Source organism: Nitrospira sp. NS4, from assembly GCF_049546785.1.
GTDB lineage: Bacteria > Nitrospirota > Nitrospiria > Nitrospirales > Nitrospiraceae > Nitrospira_D.
Window position 1 is genome coordinate 539,372 of record NZ_JBMWAN010000003.1, and the last position, 19,462, is coordinate 558,833.

At 59.8% G+C, this 19,462-nt stretch carries 18 protein-coding genes; 17 read left to right on the forward strand and 1 reads right to left on the reverse strand.

The features are described from left to right. The first annotated feature begins 15 nt into the window (after positions 1–15). From leuB to queA, 6 genes are read left to right on the forward strand one after another with little or no spacing between them, the layout of a single operon-like run. Positions 16–1,089, forward strand: a complete 1,074-nt coding sequence (leuB, locus tag ACO9S2_RS11295) for a 3-isopropylmalate dehydrogenase (RefSeq protein ID WP_423722252.1) — start codon at positions 16–18, stop codon at positions 1,087–1,089. A gap of 17 nt (positions 1,090–1,106) precedes the next feature. Further along, on the forward strand, positions 1,107–2,309 hold the full coding sequence (locus ACO9S2_RS11300; protein ID WP_423722255.1) for a hypothetical protein: 1,203 nt from the start codon (positions 1,107–1,109) through the stop codon (positions 2,307–2,309). 10 nt (positions 2,310–2,319) lie between these two features. Beyond that, complete coding sequence (locus ACO9S2_RS11305) at positions 2,320–3,342, forward strand: aspartate-semialdehyde dehydrogenase (RefSeq protein WP_423722257.1); 1,023 nt, start codon at positions 2,320–2,322, stop codon at positions 3,340–3,342. Beyond that, a complete protein-coding gene (locus tag ACO9S2_RS11310; RefSeq protein WP_423722259.1) occupies positions 3,342–3,596 on the forward strand; it encodes a DUF2905 domain-containing protein in 255 nt (84 codons plus the stop codon). Before ACO9S2_RS11305 ends, ACO9S2_RS11310 begins: the two co-directional genes overlap by 1 nt. Continuing rightward, positions 3,578–4,807 (forward strand): SpoIID/LytB domain-containing protein, encoded by a 1,230-nt coding sequence (locus ACO9S2_RS11315; RefSeq protein WP_423722260.1) that lies wholly within the window; start codon positions 3,578–3,580, stop codon positions 4,805–4,807. Before ACO9S2_RS11310 ends, ACO9S2_RS11315 begins: the two co-directional genes overlap by 19 nt. Further along, positions 4,808–5,827 carry a tRNA preQ1(34) S-adenosylmethionine ribosyltransferase-isomerase QueA gene (gene queA, locus ACO9S2_RS11320; RefSeq protein ID WP_423722262.1) on the forward strand — a complete coding sequence of 340 codons (1,020 nt, stop codon included), beginning with the start codon at positions 4,808–4,810 and terminating at the stop codon, positions 5,825–5,827. Positions 5,828–5,893: 66 nt separating this feature from the next. Here the strand turns inward: queA and ACO9S2_RS11325 are convergent, their stop codons facing one another. Next, positions 5,894–6,580: a SurA N-terminal domain-containing protein gene (locus ACO9S2_RS11325; protein WP_423722264.1), complete on the reverse strand. Its 687-nt coding sequence runs from the start codon at positions 6,578–6,580 to the stop codon at positions 5,894–5,896. 314 nt (positions 6,581–6,894) lie between these two features. On the opposite strand from ACO9S2_RS11325, the gene ACO9S2_RS11330 reads away from it, so the two are divergent. The 11 genes from ACO9S2_RS11330 (at position 6,895) to bfr (ACO9S2_RS11380) (ending at position 19,383) form a co-directional block, all read left to right on the forward strand. Next, a complete protein-coding gene (locus tag ACO9S2_RS11330; protein ID WP_423722265.1) occupies positions 6,895–7,323 on the forward strand; it encodes an RDD family protein in 429 nt (142 codons plus the stop codon). Between the two features lie 60 nt (positions 7,324–7,383). After that, entirely contained in the window at positions 7,384–8,433 is a 1,050-nt protein-coding gene (locus ACO9S2_RS11335) for a rod shape-determining protein (protein ID WP_423722267.1), read from the forward strand. A 14-nt stretch (positions 8,434–8,447) separates the two neighbouring features. Continuing rightward, positions 8,448–9,329 carry a rod shape-determining protein MreC gene (gene mreC / locus ACO9S2_RS11340; protein WP_423722269.1) on the forward strand — a complete coding sequence of 294 codons (882 nt, stop codon included), beginning with the start codon at positions 8,448–8,450 and terminating at the stop codon, positions 9,327–9,329. After that, positions 9,326–9,826: a hypothetical protein gene (locus ACO9S2_RS11345; RefSeq protein ID WP_423722271.1), complete on the forward strand. Its 501-nt coding sequence runs from the start codon at positions 9,326–9,328 to the stop codon at positions 9,824–9,826. Before mreC ends, ACO9S2_RS11345 begins: the two co-directional genes overlap by 4 nt. Positions 9,827–9,834: 8 nt before the next feature. Then, positions 9,835–11,673, forward strand: a complete 1,839-nt coding sequence (gene mrdA, locus ACO9S2_RS11350) for a penicillin-binding protein 2 (protein ID WP_423722273.1) — start codon at positions 9,835–9,837, stop codon at positions 11,671–11,673. A 34-nt stretch (positions 11,674–11,707) separates the two neighbouring features. Then, entirely contained in the window at positions 11,708–12,829 is a 1,122-nt protein-coding gene (gene rodA / locus ACO9S2_RS11355) for a rod shape-determining protein RodA (RefSeq protein ID WP_423722274.1), read from the forward strand. A 167-nt stretch (positions 12,830–12,996) separates the two neighbouring features. Next, complete coding sequence (locus ACO9S2_RS11360) at positions 12,997–14,505, forward strand: Rne/Rng family ribonuclease (RefSeq protein ID WP_423722276.1); 1,509 nt, start codon at positions 12,997–12,999, stop codon at positions 14,503–14,505. Between the two features lie 109 nt (positions 14,506–14,614). Continuing rightward, entirely contained in the window at positions 14,615–15,733 is a 1,119-nt protein-coding gene (dprA, locus tag ACO9S2_RS11365) for a DNA-processing protein DprA (protein ID WP_423722277.1), read from the forward strand. An 84-nt stretch (positions 15,734–15,817) separates the two neighbouring features. Then, positions 15,818–18,157, forward strand: a complete 2,340-nt coding sequence (gene topA / locus ACO9S2_RS11370) for a type I DNA topoisomerase (RefSeq protein ID WP_423722279.1) — start codon at positions 15,818–15,820, stop codon at positions 18,155–18,157. Positions 18,158–18,386: 229 nt separating this feature from the next. Continuing rightward, positions 18,387–18,863 (forward strand): bacterioferritin, encoded by a 477-nt coding sequence (gene bfr / locus ACO9S2_RS11375; protein ID WP_423722281.1) that lies wholly within the window; start codon positions 18,387–18,389, stop codon positions 18,861–18,863. A gap of 43 nt (positions 18,864–18,906) precedes the next feature. After that, a complete protein-coding gene (gene bfr / locus ACO9S2_RS11380; protein ID WP_423722283.1) occupies positions 18,907–19,383 on the forward strand; it encodes a bacterioferritin in 477 nt (158 codons plus the stop codon). Positions 19,384–19,462: the final 79 nt, after the last annotated feature.

The window sequence follows — 19,462 nt, forward strand, 5'->3', positions numbered from 1 at the left end:
GAAGGAGTGCATGACGTGAAAGCAAAGATTGCGGTGTTGGCAGGCGATGGTGTCGGGCGGGAGATCGTTCCGGAAGCGGTCAAAGCATTGAAGGCAATCGGGGAAAAGTACCACCATTCATTTGAGTTCGTGTCGGCCGATATCGGCGGCCAGGCGATCGACAAGGTCGGGGTGCCGCTTCCTCAGGACACGCTGGCGCTGGCCAAACAAAGCGATGCGGTCTTGCTGGGGGCCGTCGGCGGTCCCAAGTGGGAAGGGTTGGAGTACAGCCTCAGGCCTGAGCGCGCGCTGCTCGGCATTCGCGAGGCCCTGGGGCTCTATGCCAATCTGCGTCCGGCCAAGGTCTATCCCAATCTGGTTGATGCCTCCACGTTGAAGCGCGAGGTCATCGAAGGGATCGACATCCTTGTCGTGCGCGAACTGACGGGCGGCATCTATTTCGGGAAGCCGAAGGGCATTGAAAAGCTCCCGAACGGTGAAGAGCGGGGTGTGAACACCGAAGTCTACACGACTGAAGAGATTCGTCGCATCGGGAAGGTGGCATTCGAGGCGGCCAGGAAGCGGCGGAAGAAGGTGACCTCGGTCGATAAAGCCAATGTGCTGGAATCGTCGGAACTCTGGCGCCGCGTGATGATTGAGGTGCAGAAGAGTTACCCGGACGTCGAATTGCACCACATGTATGTCGACAACGCGGCAATGCAGCTTGTGCGCAATCCCCGCCAGTTCGATGTGATGGTCTGCAATAACATGTTCGGCGACATTTTAAGCGACGAGGCCGCGATGCTGACGGGATCGATCGGCATGTTGCCCTCAGCCAGCATTGGGGCCAAAGTCGGCCTGTTTGAGCCCATCCATGGCAGCGCGCCAGATATCGCCGGGAAGAACATTGCCAATCCGATTGCGACCATTGCGTCGGCGGCGATGATGCTGTCCTATGCGTTCCAACTGGACAAGGAAGCGGAAGCCATAGAACAGGCGATCGTGAAGACGCTCGACCTGGGCTACCGGACGAAAGACATCCAGAGTCCGGGAGCCAGAATTGTCGGGACGACCGAGATGGGAGAGGCGATTCTTCGTAACCTGGTGTAATGCCGGGCGAGTCACGTATGACGACGACAATCAAATCCTGGATCATCAGCACTCGGGCGGGAATCGGAGACCCGGGATTTTCCGGTGACGGCGGGCTGGCTGTCCGGGCGAGTTTGAATGAGCCGAAGGGGCTCGCCATTGATCAAGACGGGCATCTCTTTATCGCGGATTCGGAAAATCATGTGGTTAGGCGGGTCGATCGTGTCACTGGTCTGATCACCAGGGTCGTTGGGGTTGCGCCAGAGACAACCACGGCAGGCGTGAATGTTCCGTGGATGCAGGCGTCCCAGCAAGAAGAGGTCGATCCGTTCGCGGAGGCCAGCCAATCCACGACAGAGAAATTTACCCAACAGACAGACTTGAGCGGGACAGTTCGCTATCTGGTCGGCGCGGCGGCGCACAAGCGATTCGGTGGCGACGGGGGACCTGCGAGGGAGGCGACTCTGAATTTTCCCACCGCGGTGGCAGTGGATGGGCAGGGGCACCTTTACGTGGCCGATACGATGAACCATCGTGTGCGACGGGTGGATGTACAGACCGGGATCATCACGACGGTGGCCGGGACCGGGCAGGCACGGTTTTCAGGCGATGGCGGACCAGCCGATCACGCGGCGCTCAATGAGCCGGCTGCGTTAGTGGTGGATGACGAAGGACATCTCTACATTGCCGATCAGAGCAACAATCGTGTGCGGGTGGTGGATCTGAAGACCGGCCTCATCAGGACGCTTGCCGGGACCGGTTCCGCGGCCTACGACGGAGATGGCAAGCCGGCGATCGAAGCAAGCCTTGCCGGACCAAGCGGACTGTCGTTAGGATCCGGCAGCTTGTATGTCGCCGATACGTTTAATGGAAGGATCCGGTCTGTGGATCTCTCAACCGGTATGATCTCCACGGTTGCCGGTGATGGCGGAGAGTATCGCTATCAGGCTCCTTCCGAACCGCCGTCTTCGAGCCTCTCCCGGCCCTCAGGGATTGCGCTGGATCAGGGAGGGAATATTTTTCTGACCGATTCGGACAGCCATCTAATTCGTCGTTGGGATCGGGAAACGGGGGCGGTGACACGGGTGGCCGGCATCGGAGCGGCCTCGTATACCGGTGATGGCGGACCGGCGTTGAATGCGAGTTTGTGCTATCCGTTCGGCATCGTGGCTGATCGGGACGGGGCATTGTTCATTGCCGATACGTTTAACCATCGCATTCGTACATTGTCGTTGGAGTAGGAAGAGACTCATGCTCAAGAAAAAGTCGGCGTATACAGTTGCGATTCTCGGGGCCACCGGTGCAGTCGGGAAGGAAACGCTCGAGATTTTGGAGGAGCGGAAATTCCCACTGGCGTCGCTCCGTCTGTTTGCCTCGAAGCGATCGGCCGGGGAAGTCATGACGTGCCAGGGCAAGGAATGGACGGTCGAAGAACTGTTGCCGTCGTCTTCGTTTGCCGGGGTCGATTTTGCGTTTATCTCAGCCACGGATGCGATCAGTAAAGAATATGGTCCCCGGTTGGGGGCTGCCGGCGTGGTGGTGATCGATGACAGCGCGGTGTTCCGGATGGATGCCGAGGTGCCGCTGGTCGTCCCGGAAGTGAATGCCGCCGCGTTACGGTCGCTTCCTCGCGGGATCGTCGCGATTCCCAATTGCACGACGACGCCGCTGGTGATGGCCTTGAAGCCGTTGCATGAGGCAGCGGGGGTCAAGCGTGTGGTCGTGACCACGTTTCAATCCGTGTCCGGAACCGGGGCTGCGGCGATGGATGAGTTGCTGGAGCAGACCAGAGCCTTGATGGCATTTCGCGATGTGAAGGCCGAAGTCTATCCCTATCAGATCGCGTTTAATCTTCTGCCGCACATCGGATCGTTTTCGGAGTCGGGCGATTGTTCGGAAGAGGTGAAGATCGTCCGGGAAACAAGAAAGATTCTGGATGCCCCGAAGCTGCGCGTGACCTCGACGACCGTCCGAGTGCCGGTTTTGCGCTGCCATTCCGAGGCGATCAATGTCGAGCTGGAGAAGCCGTTGACGGCGAATGAAGCGCGGGCGGCGCTGGCGGCCATGCCGGGCGTCCTCGTGTATGATGACCCGGTGAAGAAGCTGTATCCCATGCCGTTGGATGCGACCGGCAAGGACGAGGTCTACGTCGGCCGCATTCGCGAGGACGAGTCGATCACCAACGGTCTCAATCTATGGGTCGTTTCAGACAACCTTCGCAAGGGCGCCGCCCTCAATGCGATCCAAATTGCGGAGTGCCTGGTGCAGGGCTGATGGAAGACTGGAGCAGCCTCGGCAAGCTCTTGATCGCCGCAGGGGTGGGCGTTGTGCTGCTGGGCCTTCTTCTGGTGTTCGGTGACAGGCTGTCCGGGTTTGGTTCCTGGCTTGGTTGGATCGGTAGGCTTCCCGGCGATATCTCCGTCAAGCGCGAACACTTTTCCTTCTATTTTCCCCTCGGCACCAGCCTGGTACTCAGTGTGGTTCTGAGTCTGGTATTCTATCTACTATCATGGCTATTCCGACGCTAGGTCGTCTACAACGTGCCGCGTTGACCGGAGGACTGGCCGGGCTGGTCTTTTTCGGGACGATGCCAGCAGTCGAAGCCGCGGAGTCGATCCGTGTCTTGCTGGCCTCTGATGTTCATGGCCTGGAAGCCCGGGCCGAGACCGTCCTCTGGGTCACGGATGCGCAGAACCGGGCGCATCCGTTCAAGTCGGCGCTGCACGTCGAGGTGCGCGGGAATACCTTCCTCATCAACGGGACGCGGATGGCCGGAGACCGGATCACGCTTCGGGCCGGCGATCATGATCTCAAGCTGTGGGTGCCTCGTTCCCATGGAGGGACGAACGGCTCCTCCGTCCAGTCTACGGATGAGAAAACCGCGCTTCACGTGAGCGGGCAGGTCCATCTCCTCCGGCGCGGGAAAGGCGCGTTGGTGATCAACCAGGTCGATCTCGAAGAATATGTGAAGGGGGTGGTGCCGGCGGAGGTCAATTCGGCCTGGCATCCTGAAATGCTCAAGGTGCAGGCCGTCGCGGCCCGAACATATGCGTTGTATCAGCATATGCTGAGCGCCTCGCGTGACTACGATGTGGCCGCCAGTATTCAGGATCAGGTCTATCGCGGACGGCAGGGAGTTGATGCCAGAGTGCAGGAAGCAGTGGAATCCACAAGGGGATTGGTGGTGACCTACGACGGGGCGCCGATCTATGCCGCCTTCTCCTCGACGGCCGCCGGTCTTACCGAAGATGCCATGATTGTGTGGTCGAAGGACTTGCCGTATCTGAAAGGGGTCGAGTGCCCTTTTGATGTCGAGTCTCCGTACTACCAGTGGAAGGCCTCATTCAAAATCTCAACCTTGGAGCGCAACCTCAGAAGCCAGGGGTTCTCTCTCGGAACGATCGCGACGATCACGCCGGTGAGTTTTAGCCGGGCCGGCCGTGTCGCCAAGCTGCGCATCCTGCATTCCAAGGGCGAGCTGATCGTGCGCGGGGAGGATCTGCGCAAGGCGGTCGGGTATACCGTCATACCCAGCACGCAATTCACGATTGAGTCAATCGGTCAGGATGTGGTGCTGGTTGGATACGGCGCCGGGCACGCTGTCGGGTTGTGCCAGTGGGGCGCGAAGGAACTGGCCGAGTTGGGATATTCCTATTCAACCATCCTGCAGTATTACTATCCCGGCACGGAATTACAGAATGCGGCGTTGACCAAGATGCCACCGGTGCCCTCTTCCTAGATGAACCTCTCTGAATTCGACTTCCCCTTCGATGCTTCGCTGATCGCGTCCGAGCCGATTCTTCCCCGTCATGAGGCCCGGCTGCTCTGTCTCGATTCCGGCTCACACAGGATTGCACATCGGCAGGTGGCGGATCTCCCGGCGTTGCTGGAACCCGGCGATCTGCTGGTGGTCAATGACACCAGGGTGATGGCGGCCCGGCTTTCCGGGAGAAAACAGCCGACGGGCACATCGGTCGAGGTGTTGTTTGTCAGGGATCTCGGAGCGGCGGTGTGGGAAGTCATGATCAAGGGCCACTTCCGCGTGGGGCAGCGGATTGAGTTCGGCCCCGACGCATGTGCCACGGTCGTTCAACGCGACGCCGAAGGGACCAGGCTCAAGGTGGAGAGCGCCCTGCCGGTTGTGGAGTTGCTCCGGATTCACGGGCGCATGCCGCTGCCTCCTTACATCAAGCGATCCGCCAAGGCGGAGGATCACGTCTGGTATCAGACCTGTTTCGCCGACCGGGAAGGAGCCATCGCCGCTCCGACGGCCGGGCTTCATTTTACCCCAGAACTCATTGATCGTTTGCGCGCTCGCGGTATCTTAACCACGGCGGTTACGCTGCATGTGGGGCCGGGCACGTTCAAACCCGTGGTTGTCGGTCGCATCGAGGATCACCGTATGGGAGAGGAATGGTTTGAGGTGGGAGCGCCGGCGGTTCAGGCGATTCTGGAGACCAAACGAGCGGGGCGGCGGGTGGTGGCGGTCGGCACCACAGTCGTGCGGGCGTTGGAGTCCGCCGCGTTGCAGACCGGGATCCTCCGGCCGGCCGCCGGCGACAGCCGGTTATTTATCGCGCCGGGATTTCAGTTCAAGGTTGTCGACGCGCTCATGACCAACTTCCACCTGCCCCGGACGACCCTGTTGATGCTGGTGTCGGCCCTGGCCGGCGTGGAGGCCGTGCGTGCAGCCTATGCCGAGGCGGTCAATGAGCGCTACCGTTTTTACAGTTATGGCGATGCGATGTTGATCTTGTAGGGGGCAAGAGGCGAGGGACACAGGCATGAAGCTGAGTATGCCGGCCCCATGCCTGTGGTGTGATTGCTAGAGCAGTTCCCGGTGGATCTTGACCGGCACCTTCAACTTCAGCGACTCTTGATAGGCCATCAGGGCGCGTTGTTGTTTCTGAAAGAGCATGTCTTGCAACACGCGGTCCTTGGCTGCGGTGGCTTTGGCAGGATCAGCGTCAGGCTGCCGGGTCATCAGCGTCTGTCCTTCGGCGATTTCAGACGGGGTGAGCGCGACGGCATCCCGGACGAACATACGGGCTTTGTTTCCCAGGATTTCCTTGGCCTGCGCCTCCTCGAAGACTTTAGGGGTCAGATGGTTCGCGGCCAGGAGTCGTTGATACGTCTCCGGGTCAAAGGCGCCATTTTTCTGGAATTCCGGAATCTGGATGATCATGTCGCGGAGGTCTCCGTCCGAGACGGTGATGCCCATGTCTTTGGCGGCAATGAGCCAGAGGCGGTTATCGACCAGCTGCTCGATCACGAATTGCTTGATGGATTCATCCTTGAATTCCCCCGAAGCCTTGTCCTTGTAAAACCGGTACATGTTCTCGTAGGCGCGACGAAACTCTTCGCGGGTGACGGAGAGGTCCCCGACCGTCGCGACCGCATTGCCGGCTTGCTCTCCAAACCCCCACCATCCCATCGTAATCACGAAAGCAATAGCCAGAATCCCCATGATGGATTTGAGCAGCCAGGGGTAATTGTGGGATGCATCACGCATTAACTTGATCATTCGAGTCCTCTCGTCGTCTGAATTTGTGCGGGGATTGTACTTGGCGCGGGGGCTGAAGGCAAGATCGGGCGAGGGAGAACGATCTGGGGCTGTGGAGGGGGAGCGCAGTCCAGATTGATGAGGTGCGGGGTCTATTCTGGACAAGCTGCGGAGATCGCCGGCTCCCGACTGGTTGTGCCGGGCGGTTTGGAGGATCAGGAGGGGAAAACGAGGTTTGTTTGTGCATGTTGTTTGACTTTGTTATACTTTGCCACTAATTAGAAGGAGACGCCTTGATCGGGGTAGGGCCAGGTGTGAAGCTCATGGAACAGGCCGTCTATCCCAAGGCCCACGTTCTTAATCGGTTCATTGCCAAACTGATTGATCTGTTTATCGTGGTGGCGGCGGACGAGGTCGCCCCGCCGGTCGGGTTTCTTTCCGCGCTGGCCTATATTTTGATTGCCGATGGGTTTGCGGGGGGGAGAAGCATCGGGAAGCGGCTGGTCGGCCTGCAGACGGTGCGGCTTGATTTCCGGGAGTCCGCGGGGTTCCGGGAATCCATCATCCGGAATCTCCCTTGCGCGGCAGCGCAGGTGTTGTTTGCGGTGCCCTACATCGGATGGATCGGCTCCGTGGCGATTCTCACGTTTGAGGGCTTGTTGATCGTGGGGAATGAGCAAGGCCGGCGGTTGGGTGACGAAGTGGCCAGGACCCAGGTGTTGGATGCCGGTCAGTTGGCTGTGCCGGATTAGGTGTGAATGACGAGGGATTAGCGGGAGTCAGCGCTGGTCCGTGACGAAGGGAGAGAGGCCGTGGGGTTCACGGGAGATGTATTCGGATGGTTCTCCAACGATCTCGCGATTGATTTGGGGACGGCCACGACGCTGGTGTACGTGCACGGCAAAGGCATTGTGCTGAATGAGCCGTCGGTCGTCGCGGTGGAGAAGAAAAGCGAGAAAGTTCTGGCTGTGGGCGCTGATGCGAAGAAAATGCTCGGCCGGACTCCTGGAAATATCGTTGCCGTTCGGCCCATGAAAGAAGGCGTGATCGCCGATTTCGAGATGGCCGAGCAGATGCTCAAGCATTTCATCCGCAAAGCCCATAATCGCAGTGCGTTCGTGCGGCCGCGGATCATCATCGGCGTGCCCTCCCGGATTACGCAGGTCGAACAACGGGCCGTGCGCGATTCTGCTGAACTGGCGGGCGCGCGCGAAGTCTACTTGATCGAAGAGCCGGTGGCCGCCGCCATCGGCGCGGGACTGCCGATCACGGAGCCGTCAGGCAATATGGTGGTGGACGTGGGGGGCGGGACGACTGACATCGCCGTGATTTCGCTCGGCGGGATCGTGTACAGCGAGTCCGTCAAGGTCGCCGGCGACCGGATGGACGAAGCCATCATGAATTACATCAAGAAAAAGTACAATCTCCTCATCGGCGAACATATGGCGGAGCGCGTCAAGTTTGAGATCGGATCGGCCTATCCGTTCGAAGAGCGGAAGACCATGATGATCAAGGGGCGCGATCTGATCTCCGGAATTCCTCGCACGCTGGTCGTGGACGACGCCGAGATTCGCGAAGCGCTGCAGGAGCCGATCGGGACGATCGTCAATGCCATCAAGGTGGCGTTGGAAAACACTCCGCCGGAACTGGCGGGGGATATCATTGACCGCGGAATCGTGCTCACCGGTGGAGGCTCCCTCTTGAAGGGAATGGACACACGGTTCCGGGAAGAGACCAACTTGCCGATCATTACAGTGGACGATCCTCTCACCTCTGTGGTGCTGGGTGTCGGAAAGATCCTGGATGAGTTGGATCTCCTTCGCAAAGTGTCGGTCATGTCCCAGTGCAGTAGCCTCCGGTAAGGTCCCATCCCTCTATGCGGATGGCCAATTTTCGTTCATCGTACGGCGCACGGCGTCTCGCTCTCGGCGTGTTTCTGCTCGTCCTGCTGGGCTTCTTCCTGCTGCCGCATCAACTCCAAACCATGTTCCAAGGGCTGGGTGGACCGGTCGGGTGGGTCCTGAGCTGGCCTGTCCGCATGGTGGCTTCGATCGAAGACGGGATCGGCGAGGTCTGGCATCGTTATCTCGCCTTACAGGGCGTCGAAGACGAAAATCGGCGGCTCAAGAAAGAAATTGAGCGATTGCAGGGACAGAACAGCCAGTTGCGTGAGGCGGCATCGGCCACGGAGCGGTTGACGGCGCTGCTCGAATTCAAGGCTCAGGCCCTTCCGACCATGGTGGCGGCCCAGGTCATCGGGCGGAACACGGATAACTGGTATCGAACGATTATCCTGAATAAAGGGACCTCGGACGGAATTCGGCCCGATATGGGCGTGGTCACTTCAGCCGGCGTCGTGGGGCGTATCGTCAAGGCCACCCTCGCGACCTCGGTGGTGTTGCTGGTGTCCGATCCGAATAATGCGATCGCCGGGTTGATTCAACGCACGCGCGACGAGGGCATCGTCGAAGGGACGACCGAAGGGCTGGCACGACTCAAGTATATCCCCCTGCTGTCAAACGTCCGGAGCGGGGATCATGTCGTGACGTCCGGGCTGGTCGGGGGATTCCCGCGCGGGTTGGCCATCGGCACCATTACCAAGATCGACAAAGAAGAGGGGGCCCTGTTCCAATCAGCGGAAGTCCGGCCCGAGGTGGATGTCACCCGGGTGGAAGAGGTGCTGGTGATTCAATCCTCCTACGGGGCGAACGAGGAGAGCCAGGGGGAGGGACTTCCCTCCGTGAAGACGAAACCATGAGAGTGCTGCTCTACAGCGTGCTGATCGCCGGTCTGGTGGTGTTGCACACGACCCTCTTGCCGCACCTCAGTGTCTGGAATATCAAACCGGATGTCGGGTTGGTGGCGGTGTGCTTTGTCGGGCTCCTGGCGGGAGAGTTGGAGGGATTGCTGGTGGGCCTCTTTCTGGGCTGGGCGATGAGCTTGTTCTCAGCGGGGGATCTTGCTGCCAGTATGACGGTGAAGGGCGGCGCCGGTTTTCTGGCCGGGCTGGCCGGCCGGCAGATGGCGCAGGTGACACCTATCCTACTGGTGAGCGGGCTGCTCGTGGCATCGATCGGGGGCGGCCTTGTGACGATGTGGGCGGCCAAGCTGAGCGAACAACAAAATATCTGGTGGGTGCTCCAAACGATCATTGTGCCCCAGGCCTGCCTTGATGCCGTCATCGGGGGCATCGGGTATTGGCTGCTCTGGAGTCGATTCCATCTGGATCGGCTGGCGACGGAGCAGGAATTGTAAGCGACACCATGGCAACATCAGGCACCCATGATTCCGAACTCGGAGAGTTGCAGCGGCGGCTGACCCTGCTGCGGATCGGGCTGCTGCTGGTCGTCGGGTTGCTGGGGTTGCGGCTCTGGCATTTGCAGATTCGTGAGGGGCCCTACTATCGGGACCTGTCGGAGAATAACCGCACGCGGTCCGTGCTGCTGGAGCCGGCTCGGGGGCTGATCTATGACCGTCACGGCGTGCTGCTGGCGAATAATGTGCCCAGTTTCAGCCTCTATGTCACGCTGGAAGATGTCAAGGATCGAGAGGGACTGGTGCAGAAGCTCTCCGAGTTGCTGGGGCTCGATTCTGCCGTGATCCGGAAGAAGCTCGCGGGACGGGGCAGCAAGATGCTTCCCAGGAAAATCAAGGATCGGTTGACGCTGCGCGATGCGACGCTCATTGAATCGCATCGGCTTGATCTGCCTGGCGTCATGATTCAGGTCGAGTCGCAGCGCAATTATCCCGGCGGTATGGCGGCCTCGCATCTCATAGGCTATGTGGGAGAAGTTTCACCGGAGCAGTTGGAGAAGCCGGAGTTCGCGGATCTTCATCAAGGCAGCATCGTCGGTCAGTACGGGGTCGAAAAGTCCTTCGATCGCCATGTGCGGGGCCAGGCCGGGCAGAAAAGCGTCGAGGTCGATGCGTTGGGACACGAAAAGCGGACGGTGCAGGTCGACAAGCCGCAGTCCGGCAATGACCTCTACCTGACGATCGATATCAGGCTGCAGAAGGTGGCCGAGGATCTCCTCGGAGAGGAATCGGGAGCGATCGTCGCGCTGGATCCCACCAGCGGCGATATCCTGGCGATGGCCAGCCGTCCCGGTTTCGATCCCAATGTGCTCTCGCGCGAGCTCACGCCGAAACAATGGGTCGAAATCGTGCAGAACGAGGGGCGCCCGTTGAATAATCGGGCCTCGCAAGGCCAATATCCGCCAGGATCCACCTTCAAGGTGCCGATGGCGGTGGCGGCGTTGGAGTCCAATACGATGTCGCCGTCAAGCTCCGTGCTCTGTACAGGGGGCTATCAGTTCGGCAAGCGGGTGTACCGCGATTGGAAAGCCGGCGGACACGGGTATGTCGATCTCCACAAAGCCCTGGTCCATTCCTGCGACGTCTATTTTTACACCATCGGACAACGCATGGGGATCGATACGATGGCGGAGTATGCCAAGGAGTTTGGCCTGGGGCATGAAACCGGGATCGAGTTGCCATCTGAGCGGGTGGGGATTGTTCCTTCCACGGCCTGGAAGATGAAGGCCAAGAAAGAGGCCTGGTTGCCGGGTGAGACCATCTCCGCGGCGATCGGGCAAGGGTACGTGACCGTGACGCCCCTGCAGATGGCCAGCATGATCGGCACGGTGGCGAACGACGGGGTGAGCTACCGGCCGCGCCTGGTGCAGGCCATCATGGATCGGATGACGGGAAACCTGCAAGAGATGCCTGCCGTGCCTCGCGGGAAAGTGCATGCCAAGCCGGAGACGTTTCGGCTGGTGAAGGAGGCGTTGGCCGATGTGGTGACGGAAGGCACTGCCACGCGCGCGAAGTCCTCCATCGTGGCGATTGCCGGGAAAACCGGGACGGCGCAGACGACCGCGCTTGCCAAAGAGAAAAAGGCGGAGAAAGATATTCCCAAGAAATTTCGAGACCATGCCTGGTTCGTCGCCTTTGCTCCGGTGGAGTCTCCGAAGATCGCGGTGGCCGTGCTGGCAGAGCATATGGGCCACGGCGGGTCGGCGGCGGCGCCCCTGGCCAAGGAAGTAATCGAAACCTATATGAAACTGAAGGCGCAGGCGCCAACGGATGCGTCCGGGTCATGAGGATGCTGCGATGGAAAGCGAGGCGTGACGGCAGATGATCGACCGGCTGATCGACAACCGCGGCCTCGATAACTTCGACTACCGCTTCCTGGCGCTCGTGGTGGCCATCTTGGGCATCGGGGTGTTGTCGATTCATAGCGTGACGCACACCCAGCAGAGCGGCGCGGCCCCGTATTATCTCAAACAGCTGGTCTGGATCTTCCTGGGCGGCGTGGCGTTCGTCGTCATGCTGGTGTCCGACTACCATCGCATCGCCCGGCTGGCCTATCCCGCCTATGGCGTGGTGTTGCTCATGCTGGCGTTTGTGCTGTTGGAGGGCCGGACCAGCAAGGGCGCCCAGCGCTGGATCGCGCTCGGGCCGTTCAGCTTCCAGCCCTCCGAGTTTGCCAAGCTCGTTCTGATCCTGGTGCTGGCGCATTACTACTCCAAGGCGCCCCGCGTGGGATGGTTGCAGCGGGTGGTGCTGCCGGGGTTGCTGATGCTGCCGGGCTTGCTGCTGATTGTGAAGCAGCCCGACCTGGGCAGCGGATTAAGCTTTGTGGCGGTGTATGCGGCGATGCTGTTGATGGTCGGGGTGCGCTCGAAGGCCCTGGGGGTGATTCTGCTCTTTTCCCTCATGCTGTTCCCCTTTGCCTGGGAAGGGGTATGGGGGTCCTTGCATGATTATCAGCGACAGCGCATTATGGCCTTCGTGGATCCGGATTATGATCCGGGAGGAAAGGGCTATCACGCCTTGCAGTCCAGAATTGCGATTGGATCGGGGGAATTGATGGGGAAAGGGCTTTATGGGGGCACGCAAAGCCAACTGAAGTTCCTGCCCGAAGGTCATACAGACTTTGTCTTTGCCGTGTATGCGGAGGAATGGGGTTTCCTCGGGGTCCTGCTGCTGTTGGTGCTCTTTGTCGGGTTGATTTGGCTGTCCCTTGAAATCGCGTCGAAGGCCAAAGACCAGTTGGGGGCGCTGTTAGCCGCTGGCATTGTGGCGATGTTGTGTTTTTGTGTGGTCGTCAATATCGGGATGACGGCCGGCATGTTTCCGATCGTCGGGATTCCCCTTCCCCTCATGAGCTACGGGGGGAGCGCCACCATTATGACGATGGCGTCGCTGGGACTCCTGCTGAATGTGAAGCGAAGACGCTTGAGCTTGTTCTATTGAACCGATTGGAAAGTACTGTGGCTTTGTGAGTTAGGTAGCGGTGTATCGAGCAACCAGATTGAGAAGCCGGAGCCGCGTGTTGTGGACGGATGTATGGGACCTGGGCCCTCGGCCTGCGTCCTTCGCCCACGGCGCGGCGCCGGTTCTCGCAGACAAAAGGAGTCAGTATGGGTATTGAGATTGCGATTGCCGTTTCGCGGGAAGAAACCCGCGTGGCTGTGTTGGATGGCGGGGTCGTCACCGATTTGTTCGGCGACCGGGCCAAGCACAAGGATTTCGTCGGGAACATTTACAAAGGAAAAGTGGCCAAGGTGCTGCCGGGCATGCAGGCGGCCTTTGTCGATATTGGATTGGAGAAGGCCGCGTTCATGCACGTGTCCGATCTCTCGGAGGATGCGGAGCCCGGCGATCTGCTGGTGGAGGCGGACGAAGACGATAAAGATGCGGATATGCTGCGGCCGAAACGCCAGAGCGCCAAGCCGATCGAGCAGCTCCTGAGCGAAGGCCAGGAATTGATGGTGCAGATCTCAAAAGGTCCGATCGGCACAAAGGGGCCGCGTGTCACGACCTATGTGTCGCTGCCGGGCCGCTATCTGGTGTTTATGCCGAACGTCGAGCATATCGGAGTGTCCCGCCGGATTGCGCGGGATGAAGAGCGCGCCCGTTTGAAGGACATCATGCGGCGGGTCCGCCGCCCCGGGTGCGGCTACATCGTTCGGACGGTCAGCGAAGGCGTCAAGGAGGACGAACTGAAGTCCGACGTCGACTTTCTGCATGTGCTTTGGCAGGACATTCTGACGAATCGGGAAAAGCTGGGGGCGCCGGCATTATTGCACACCGACCTCAGCCTGAGCTTCCGTGTCGTGCGGGACCTCTTCGGCAGGAAAGTCGACCGGCTCTGGATCGATTCGCGCCGGGAGTATGACGCCATCCGGGATTTTGTCCAGCGATTCTCGCCGGAACAGACGTCGCGGATTCACTTTTACGACAAAGATGAAAGTCTGTTCGATCATCTGGGCGTCGAGCAGGAAATCTCGCGCGCGATGAGCCGGAAGGTCTGGCTCAAGTCGGGCGGGTATCTGGTGATCGATCATACCGAAGCCATGACCGTGATCGACGTGAATACCGGCCGGTTCGTCGGCAAACGCGATCAGGAGGAAACGATCCTCCGCAACAACCTTGAGGCGGCCAAAGAGGTCGCCTATCAGATCAAGCTGCGGGGCATCGGCGGGATCATCATCGTCGATTTCATCGATATGGAGCGGGAGAAAAACCGGGATAAGGTCTATCACGCGCTGGTCGATGCGATGGCGTCGGACAAGGCGCGCACGCGCATTTCCCGGATCTCCGACCTGGGGTTGATCGAGATCTCGCGCGAGCGGGTCCGCGAGGATCTGCTCCGTTCGTTGTCCGAGCCCTGCCATTACTGTGAAGGCCGGGGCTATACCAAGTCTCCCACGACCGTGGCGTATGAAATTTTCCGCGAGATCCGCAAGATCGGCGAGGCGGGCGAGTGCCAGCGGATCGTCATCGGTGTGCACCCCGCGGTCGCGGATCTGTTGCAGGACGAAGAACGCCAAGGTGTGGAGATTCTGGAGCGGGATTGTTCGGCCAAGATCCTTGTGACGCCGGACGACAAGCTCCATCTCGAACAGTACGATCTCGTCGCGCTGTAGGCGGGGATGCCTCCGGCGCAGTCTCTTCTGTAGCCCGGTCACGCAGCGACCGACGATGGCGGGGATGTTCCCCTCTCTTCGACGGCCGCTTCTCTGGTGGTCACGTTTCATGGATGCTGCGCAACTCACCGCCTGGTTGGTGCTGCAGGCAATCGAGGGTGTGGGCGACCGGACGCTCGCGAAGCTTGTGCAGACGTGCGGATCGCCGGAGCGGGCGCTGGCCGCCTCCCGGGAGGACTTGATCCGGGCCGGTTGCAGCGCTGAGCTGGCAGAGGCTGTTGGGCGCGGACCTGACCTGAAGGTTCGCGGGCAGATCGATCGCCAGGTTGCGCTGATCGAGCGGTTGAAGATTCGCGTGATCACCCTGTCTGATCCGGCCTATCCCAAGCGGCTCGCGATGATTCACGATCCGCCTCCGCTGTTGTATTACACGGGTTCGCTCGAGCAACAGGACGGGTTGGCCGTCGCAGTGGTCGGCGGGCGGCATGCGACTCCCGCCGGGCGTGCGGTGACGGAAGAGATTGCGAAGGAACTGGCCCAGGGGGGATGGACGATTGTCAGCGGCATGGCGCGCGGCATCGACGCGGCGGCGCATCGCGGCGCGCTGGCCGGGAACGGCCGCACAATCGCCGTGCTCGGCTGTGGAGTGGACCGGACCTATCCTCCGGAGCATGACCAGTTGCGTCGGCAGATTGAGGCGCATGGCGCGGTGCTCGCCGAGCTTCCGGTCGGTTCGCCGCCGCAGAGCCATCATTTCCCGAGAAGGAACCGGATCATCAGCGGTATGTCCGTGGGGGTGGTGGTCGCCGAAGCGGCGGTGAGCAGCGGATCGCTCATCACGGCGAAGCTGGCATTGGAGCAGGGGCGCGAGGTCTTTGCCGTGCCCGGTTCCGCCAGGGAAGAGCGCTGTCGCGGGTCGAACGGACTCATCAAAGAAGGCGCGAAGCTGGTCGACTGTGCGGCGGACATTCTGCAAGATCTGCTGCCGCAGGTGGAGCCGTCCTTGCGCGGGCGGATGAATCATGTTGTGATGTCGTCAGTTCCGGGCGATCGCGTGGGGCCGGAAGAACAGCGGGTGTACGAGGCGCTGTCCTACGAGGCGCAGTCAGTCGATGCGGTGATCGAACAGACGCAGATGAGCGCGGCCCGGGTCGTGGCCACGCTGTTGTCGCTGGAGCTTCGCGGCCATATCAGGCAGCTTCCCGGACAACAGTATCTGCGTCGGTGAATCACACACGAGTGCATTCCAGTTGCAGGATGAAGGAAATTTTGATACGGATGGGGACGGGAGTCATTTGAGCATGGGGTGGTCATGGCGAAATCGTTGATCATCGTTGAGTCGCCGACCAAGGCGAAGACGATTACCAAATATCTGGGGCGCGGCTACACCGTGATGGCCTCCGTCGGTCACATCAAGGATCTGCCGACCAGCAAGCTGGGCGTCGATCTCGAGCATGATTTCGAACCGCAGTACGTCACGATCAAAGGGAAGTCCAAAGTCCTCGCCGAAATCAAGAAGAAGGCCGAAGCGGCCGACAAGATCTTTCTTGCGCCGGACCCCGACCGTGAAGGAGAGGCAATTGCCTGGCACATTGCGGAAGAGTTGAAGGGGAAGTCCAAAAAGAAGAAGGACGGAAAAGTGTTCCGGGTGCTCTTCAATGAGATCACCGAGTCGGCGATCAAGCGCGCGCTGCAGGCGCCGGGCGAAATCGACATGAATCTGGTCAATGCCCAGCAGGCGCGCCGCGTGCTGGACCGCATCGTCGGCTATCAAGGCAGCCAGTTGTTGTGGAATAAAGTGCGCCGTGGGCTCAGCATGGGGCGCGTGCAGTCTGTCGCGATGCGGCTGATCTGCGAACGGGAAGCCGAGCGGGAAGCGTTTCGGACGGAAGAGTACTGGTCGTTGACTGCCCTGCTCGCCGGCGCCAATCCGCCCTCCTTTGAAGCCAAGCTCCACAGCATCAATGGCCAAGAGGCCTCGATCGAGAATGCCGAACAGGCCGGGCGGGTGGTGGAGGCCATCAACGGCAAGCCGTTCGTGGTTGAGTCGATCGAGCGACGGGAGAAGAAGCGGAATCCCGTCGCGCCCTTCATCACAAGCCGGTTGCAACAGGAGGCCGCCCGCAAGCTGCATTTCTCTCCGAAGAAGACGATGACGCTGGCCCAGCAGCTCTATGAAGGTATTGAAATCGGGGCCGAGGGGGCGACGGGTCTCATTACCTATATGAGAACCGACTCTCCGAGGATCTCGAACGAAGCGATGGCCGAAGCGCGCGAGGTGATTCAGGCCCGGTTCGGGGCGGAATATCTCCCGGCCACGCCGAATGTGTATAAGACCTCGAAGGCGGCTCAGGAAGCGCACGAAGCGGTCCGGCCCACGTCGGCCGCCCGCGATCCCGAGTCGATCCGTCAATATCTGGATCACGATCAGTACAATCTCTACAAGCTGATCTGGAATCGTTTCATCGCCTCGCAGATGGTTCCGGCTATTTTGGACGTGACGCGAATCGATTCCACGCCGGTCGGGACGAATGAGAAGTTCGGGTTCCGTTCGACCGGAACGGTCGTGAAGTTCCCTGGCCATACCATCGTCTACATGGAAGGCGTGGATAAAGAACTGCCGACGCAGAAGCCGAAAGCCGATCAGGACGCGGAGGACGATAACGAGCGTCAATTGCCTGCTTTGTCAGAAGGGGAACAACTGCGATTGGTCGAACAGGAAGGGCAATCGGTGCCGGGCCTGCTCTCCAAGCAGCATTTCACCCAGCCGCCCCCCCGGTACAACGAGGCGTTGCTGATCAAGGAACTGGAAGAAAAAGGCATCGGGCGTCCGTCCACCTATGCGGCCATCATCTCGACGATTCAGGACCGGAAATACGTTGAAAAGACCGAGGGGCGGTTGGTGCCGACCGAGACGGGGAAAACCGTTCACGATTATTTGATGAAGGGATTCCCGGAACTCATTAATGTCGATTTTACCTCGCACCTTGAAGAGCAACTCGATGAAGTGGAGGAAGGGACCAAGCCCTGGGTGACGGCGGTGCGCGACTTCTACACGCCGTTCACGAAGGAGCTGGAACGGGCCAAGACGATACCCGGCCCCAAGGACACGGTTGAGCCGCCGACGGATATCCCTTGCGAGAAATGCGGCAGGATGATGGAGATCAAGTGGGGACGGAACGGAAAGTTCCTGGCCTGTCCCGGGTATAAGGACGATCCGCCCTGCAAGAATACCCAGAACTTTCAGAGGCTTGAAGACGGGACCATAAGAATTGTTCCGAAGGTTGAGCTCACCACCGACCAGAAGTGCGACAAGTGCGGCAGCGCAATGGTGGTCAAGACAGGCCGGTTTGGAAAGTTCATCGCCTGCTCGGCCTACCCCGAGTGTAAGACGACCAAGCCGCTGGCGCTGGGCGTGAAGTGCCCGCAGCCGGACTGCGGCGGGGACCTCGTGCAGAAGCGGACCAAGAAGGGCCGCTCTTTCTTTGCCTGTAGCAATTATCCGAAGTGCGAGTTTGCCCTCTGGGATCGCCCCATCAACAAGGCCTGTCCCACCTGCCAGGCGCCGTTCCTCATTGAGAAGGTCAGCAAGCAGGCGGGCCGCAGCGTGCAGTGTCGCAATGAAGAATGCGGGTATCGCGAAGCCGGCTAATCGCCGCCGTTCGACTGTCGGATCTTCTCTCCTCATATTCCCCGGACCATCGAAACTGAGAAACGCTTTCATTTGCCTTTTATCGTGGCCCGGCCATCCCGATTCCATCGGTTGACGGGCGTCGCACGGCGGACGATAATGAGGTTGTTAAGTCGGTGACCGCTGACGATCAAACCTGCTTGAGCCCCTGCAAGAGGGCCTGCCTGACCAGAGAAAGGGGGGAGCATCCATGAAAGCAAAAGAGGGTGTGATTGACATATTGAATAAGGTCCTGACGGCCGATCTCACGGCCATCAATCAGTACTTCGTGCATGCCAAGATGTGTGACAACTGGGGCTATGAGCGGCTGCATCACAAGGTGCGCGAGCGCAGCATCGACGAGATGAAGGATGCCGATGTGTTGATCGGGCACATCCTCTATCTCGAAGGGGTGCCGAACGTGCAGCGCATGAATACGGTGCAGGTCGGGGAAACGGTTCCCGAACAGCTCAAGCTTGATCTGAAGGCGGAACAGGAAATGCTTGCGCTTTTGAGTGAAGGGGTCGTCCACTGCACCAAGGTGGCGGACTTCACGACCCGCCACATGCTCGAAGACATGGCGAAGGATGTGGACGCGCACATCGATTGGATCGAGACGCAACTGGAAACGATCAAACAGGTCGGGGTTGAGAATTACCTCGCCGAGCAGATCAAGAAAGACAGCTAACCGGGAAGTCTGTCTCCTGTTATGAAGGAAAGGACGCGCGCTGATGAAAGCGAAAGAAGGAATCCTCGATCAGCTTGGTGAGATCCTCACGGCCGAATTGACCGCCGTGCATCAATATCTGCTGCACGCGGAGTTGTGCCGGCACTGGGGGTATGAACGGCTGGCGGAGAAGTTTGAGCATTTGTATACGGAAGAGATCACCCATTCCGGCCAACTGGTCAGGCACATCCTCTATCTGGGTGGACTGCCCGATGTCGGGAAACTGGATCGCGTGAAAGAGGGCCCGTCGGTCAAGGACCTCTTCGAGGTTAACCTCGCGTTTGAGCAGGAAGATGTGGAGATGCTCCGGAAAGCCATCGCCCATGCGGCCAAGGTGGGCGACTTCACCACCCGTCAGAAGCTGGAAGAGATGGTGGTGGATTCGGAAGAGCATGTTGATTATTTCGAACGGCAACTGACCACGATTGCTCAAGTCGGCCTGACCGGCTATCTGGCCGAGCAGATCAAGAAGTCTTCATAACAGCTTTCCGGAACGACCGGGCTGCAAGAAAAGTGAGGGCGGGGGGCCTCAGGAGGACTGAGGGCCCCCGCCTGTGAAG

Coding starts and splice junctions, on each gene's coding strand:
- bfr (WP_423722283.1), top strand. CDS start 18,907: ATGAAAGCGAAAGAAGGAATCCTCGATCAGCTTGGTGAGATCCTCACG.
- dprA (WP_423722277.1), top strand. CDS start 14,615: ATGGATGCTGCGCAACTCACCGCCTGGTTGGTGCTGCAGGCAATCGAG.
- ACO9S2_RS11345 (WP_423722271.1), top strand. CDS start 9,326: ATGAGAGTGCTGCTCTACAGCGTGCTGATCGCCGGTCTGGTGGTGTTG.
- ACO9S2_RS11300 (WP_423722255.1), top strand. CDS start 1,107: ATGACGACGACAATCAAATCCTGGATCATCAGCACTCGGGCGGGAATC.
- mrdA (WP_423722273.1), top strand. CDS start 9,835: ATGGCAACATCAGGCACCCATGATTCCGAACTCGGAGAGTTGCAGCGG.
- topA (WP_423722279.1), top strand. CDS start 15,818: ATGGCGAAATCGTTGATCATCGTTGAGTCGCCGACCAAGGCGAAGACG.
- bfr (WP_423722281.1), top strand. CDS start 18,387: ATGAAAGCAAAAGAGGGTGTGATTGACATATTGAATAAGGTCCTGACG.
- ACO9S2_RS11360 (WP_423722276.1), top strand. CDS start 12,997: ATGGGTATTGAGATTGCGATTGCCGTTTCGCGGGAAGAAACCCGCGTG.
- ACO9S2_RS11330 (WP_423722265.1), top strand. CDS start 6,895: ATGGAACAGGCCGTCTATCCCAAGGCCCACGTTCTTAATCGGTTCATT.
- ACO9S2_RS11325 (WP_423722264.1), bottom strand. CDS start 6,580: ATGCGTGATGCATCCCACAATTACCCCTGGCTGCTCAAATCCATCATG.
- queA (WP_423722262.1), top strand. CDS start 4,808: ATGAACCTCTCTGAATTCGACTTCCCCTTCGATGCTTCGCTGATCGCG.
- ACO9S2_RS11315 (WP_423722260.1), top strand. CDS start 3,578: ATGGCTATTCCGACGCTAGGTCGTCTACAACGTGCCGCGTTGACCGGA.
- mreC (WP_423722269.1), top strand. CDS start 8,448: ATGCGGATGGCCAATTTTCGTTCATCGTACGGCGCACGGCGTCTCGCT.
- rodA (WP_423722274.1), top strand. CDS start 11,708: ATGATCGACCGGCTGATCGACAACCGCGGCCTCGATAACTTCGACTAC.
- ACO9S2_RS11305 (WP_423722257.1), top strand. CDS start 2,320: ATGCTCAAGAAAAAGTCGGCGTATACAGTTGCGATTCTCGGGGCCACC.
- ACO9S2_RS11310 (WP_423722259.1), top strand. CDS start 3,342: ATGGAAGACTGGAGCAGCCTCGGCAAGCTCTTGATCGCCGCAGGGGTG.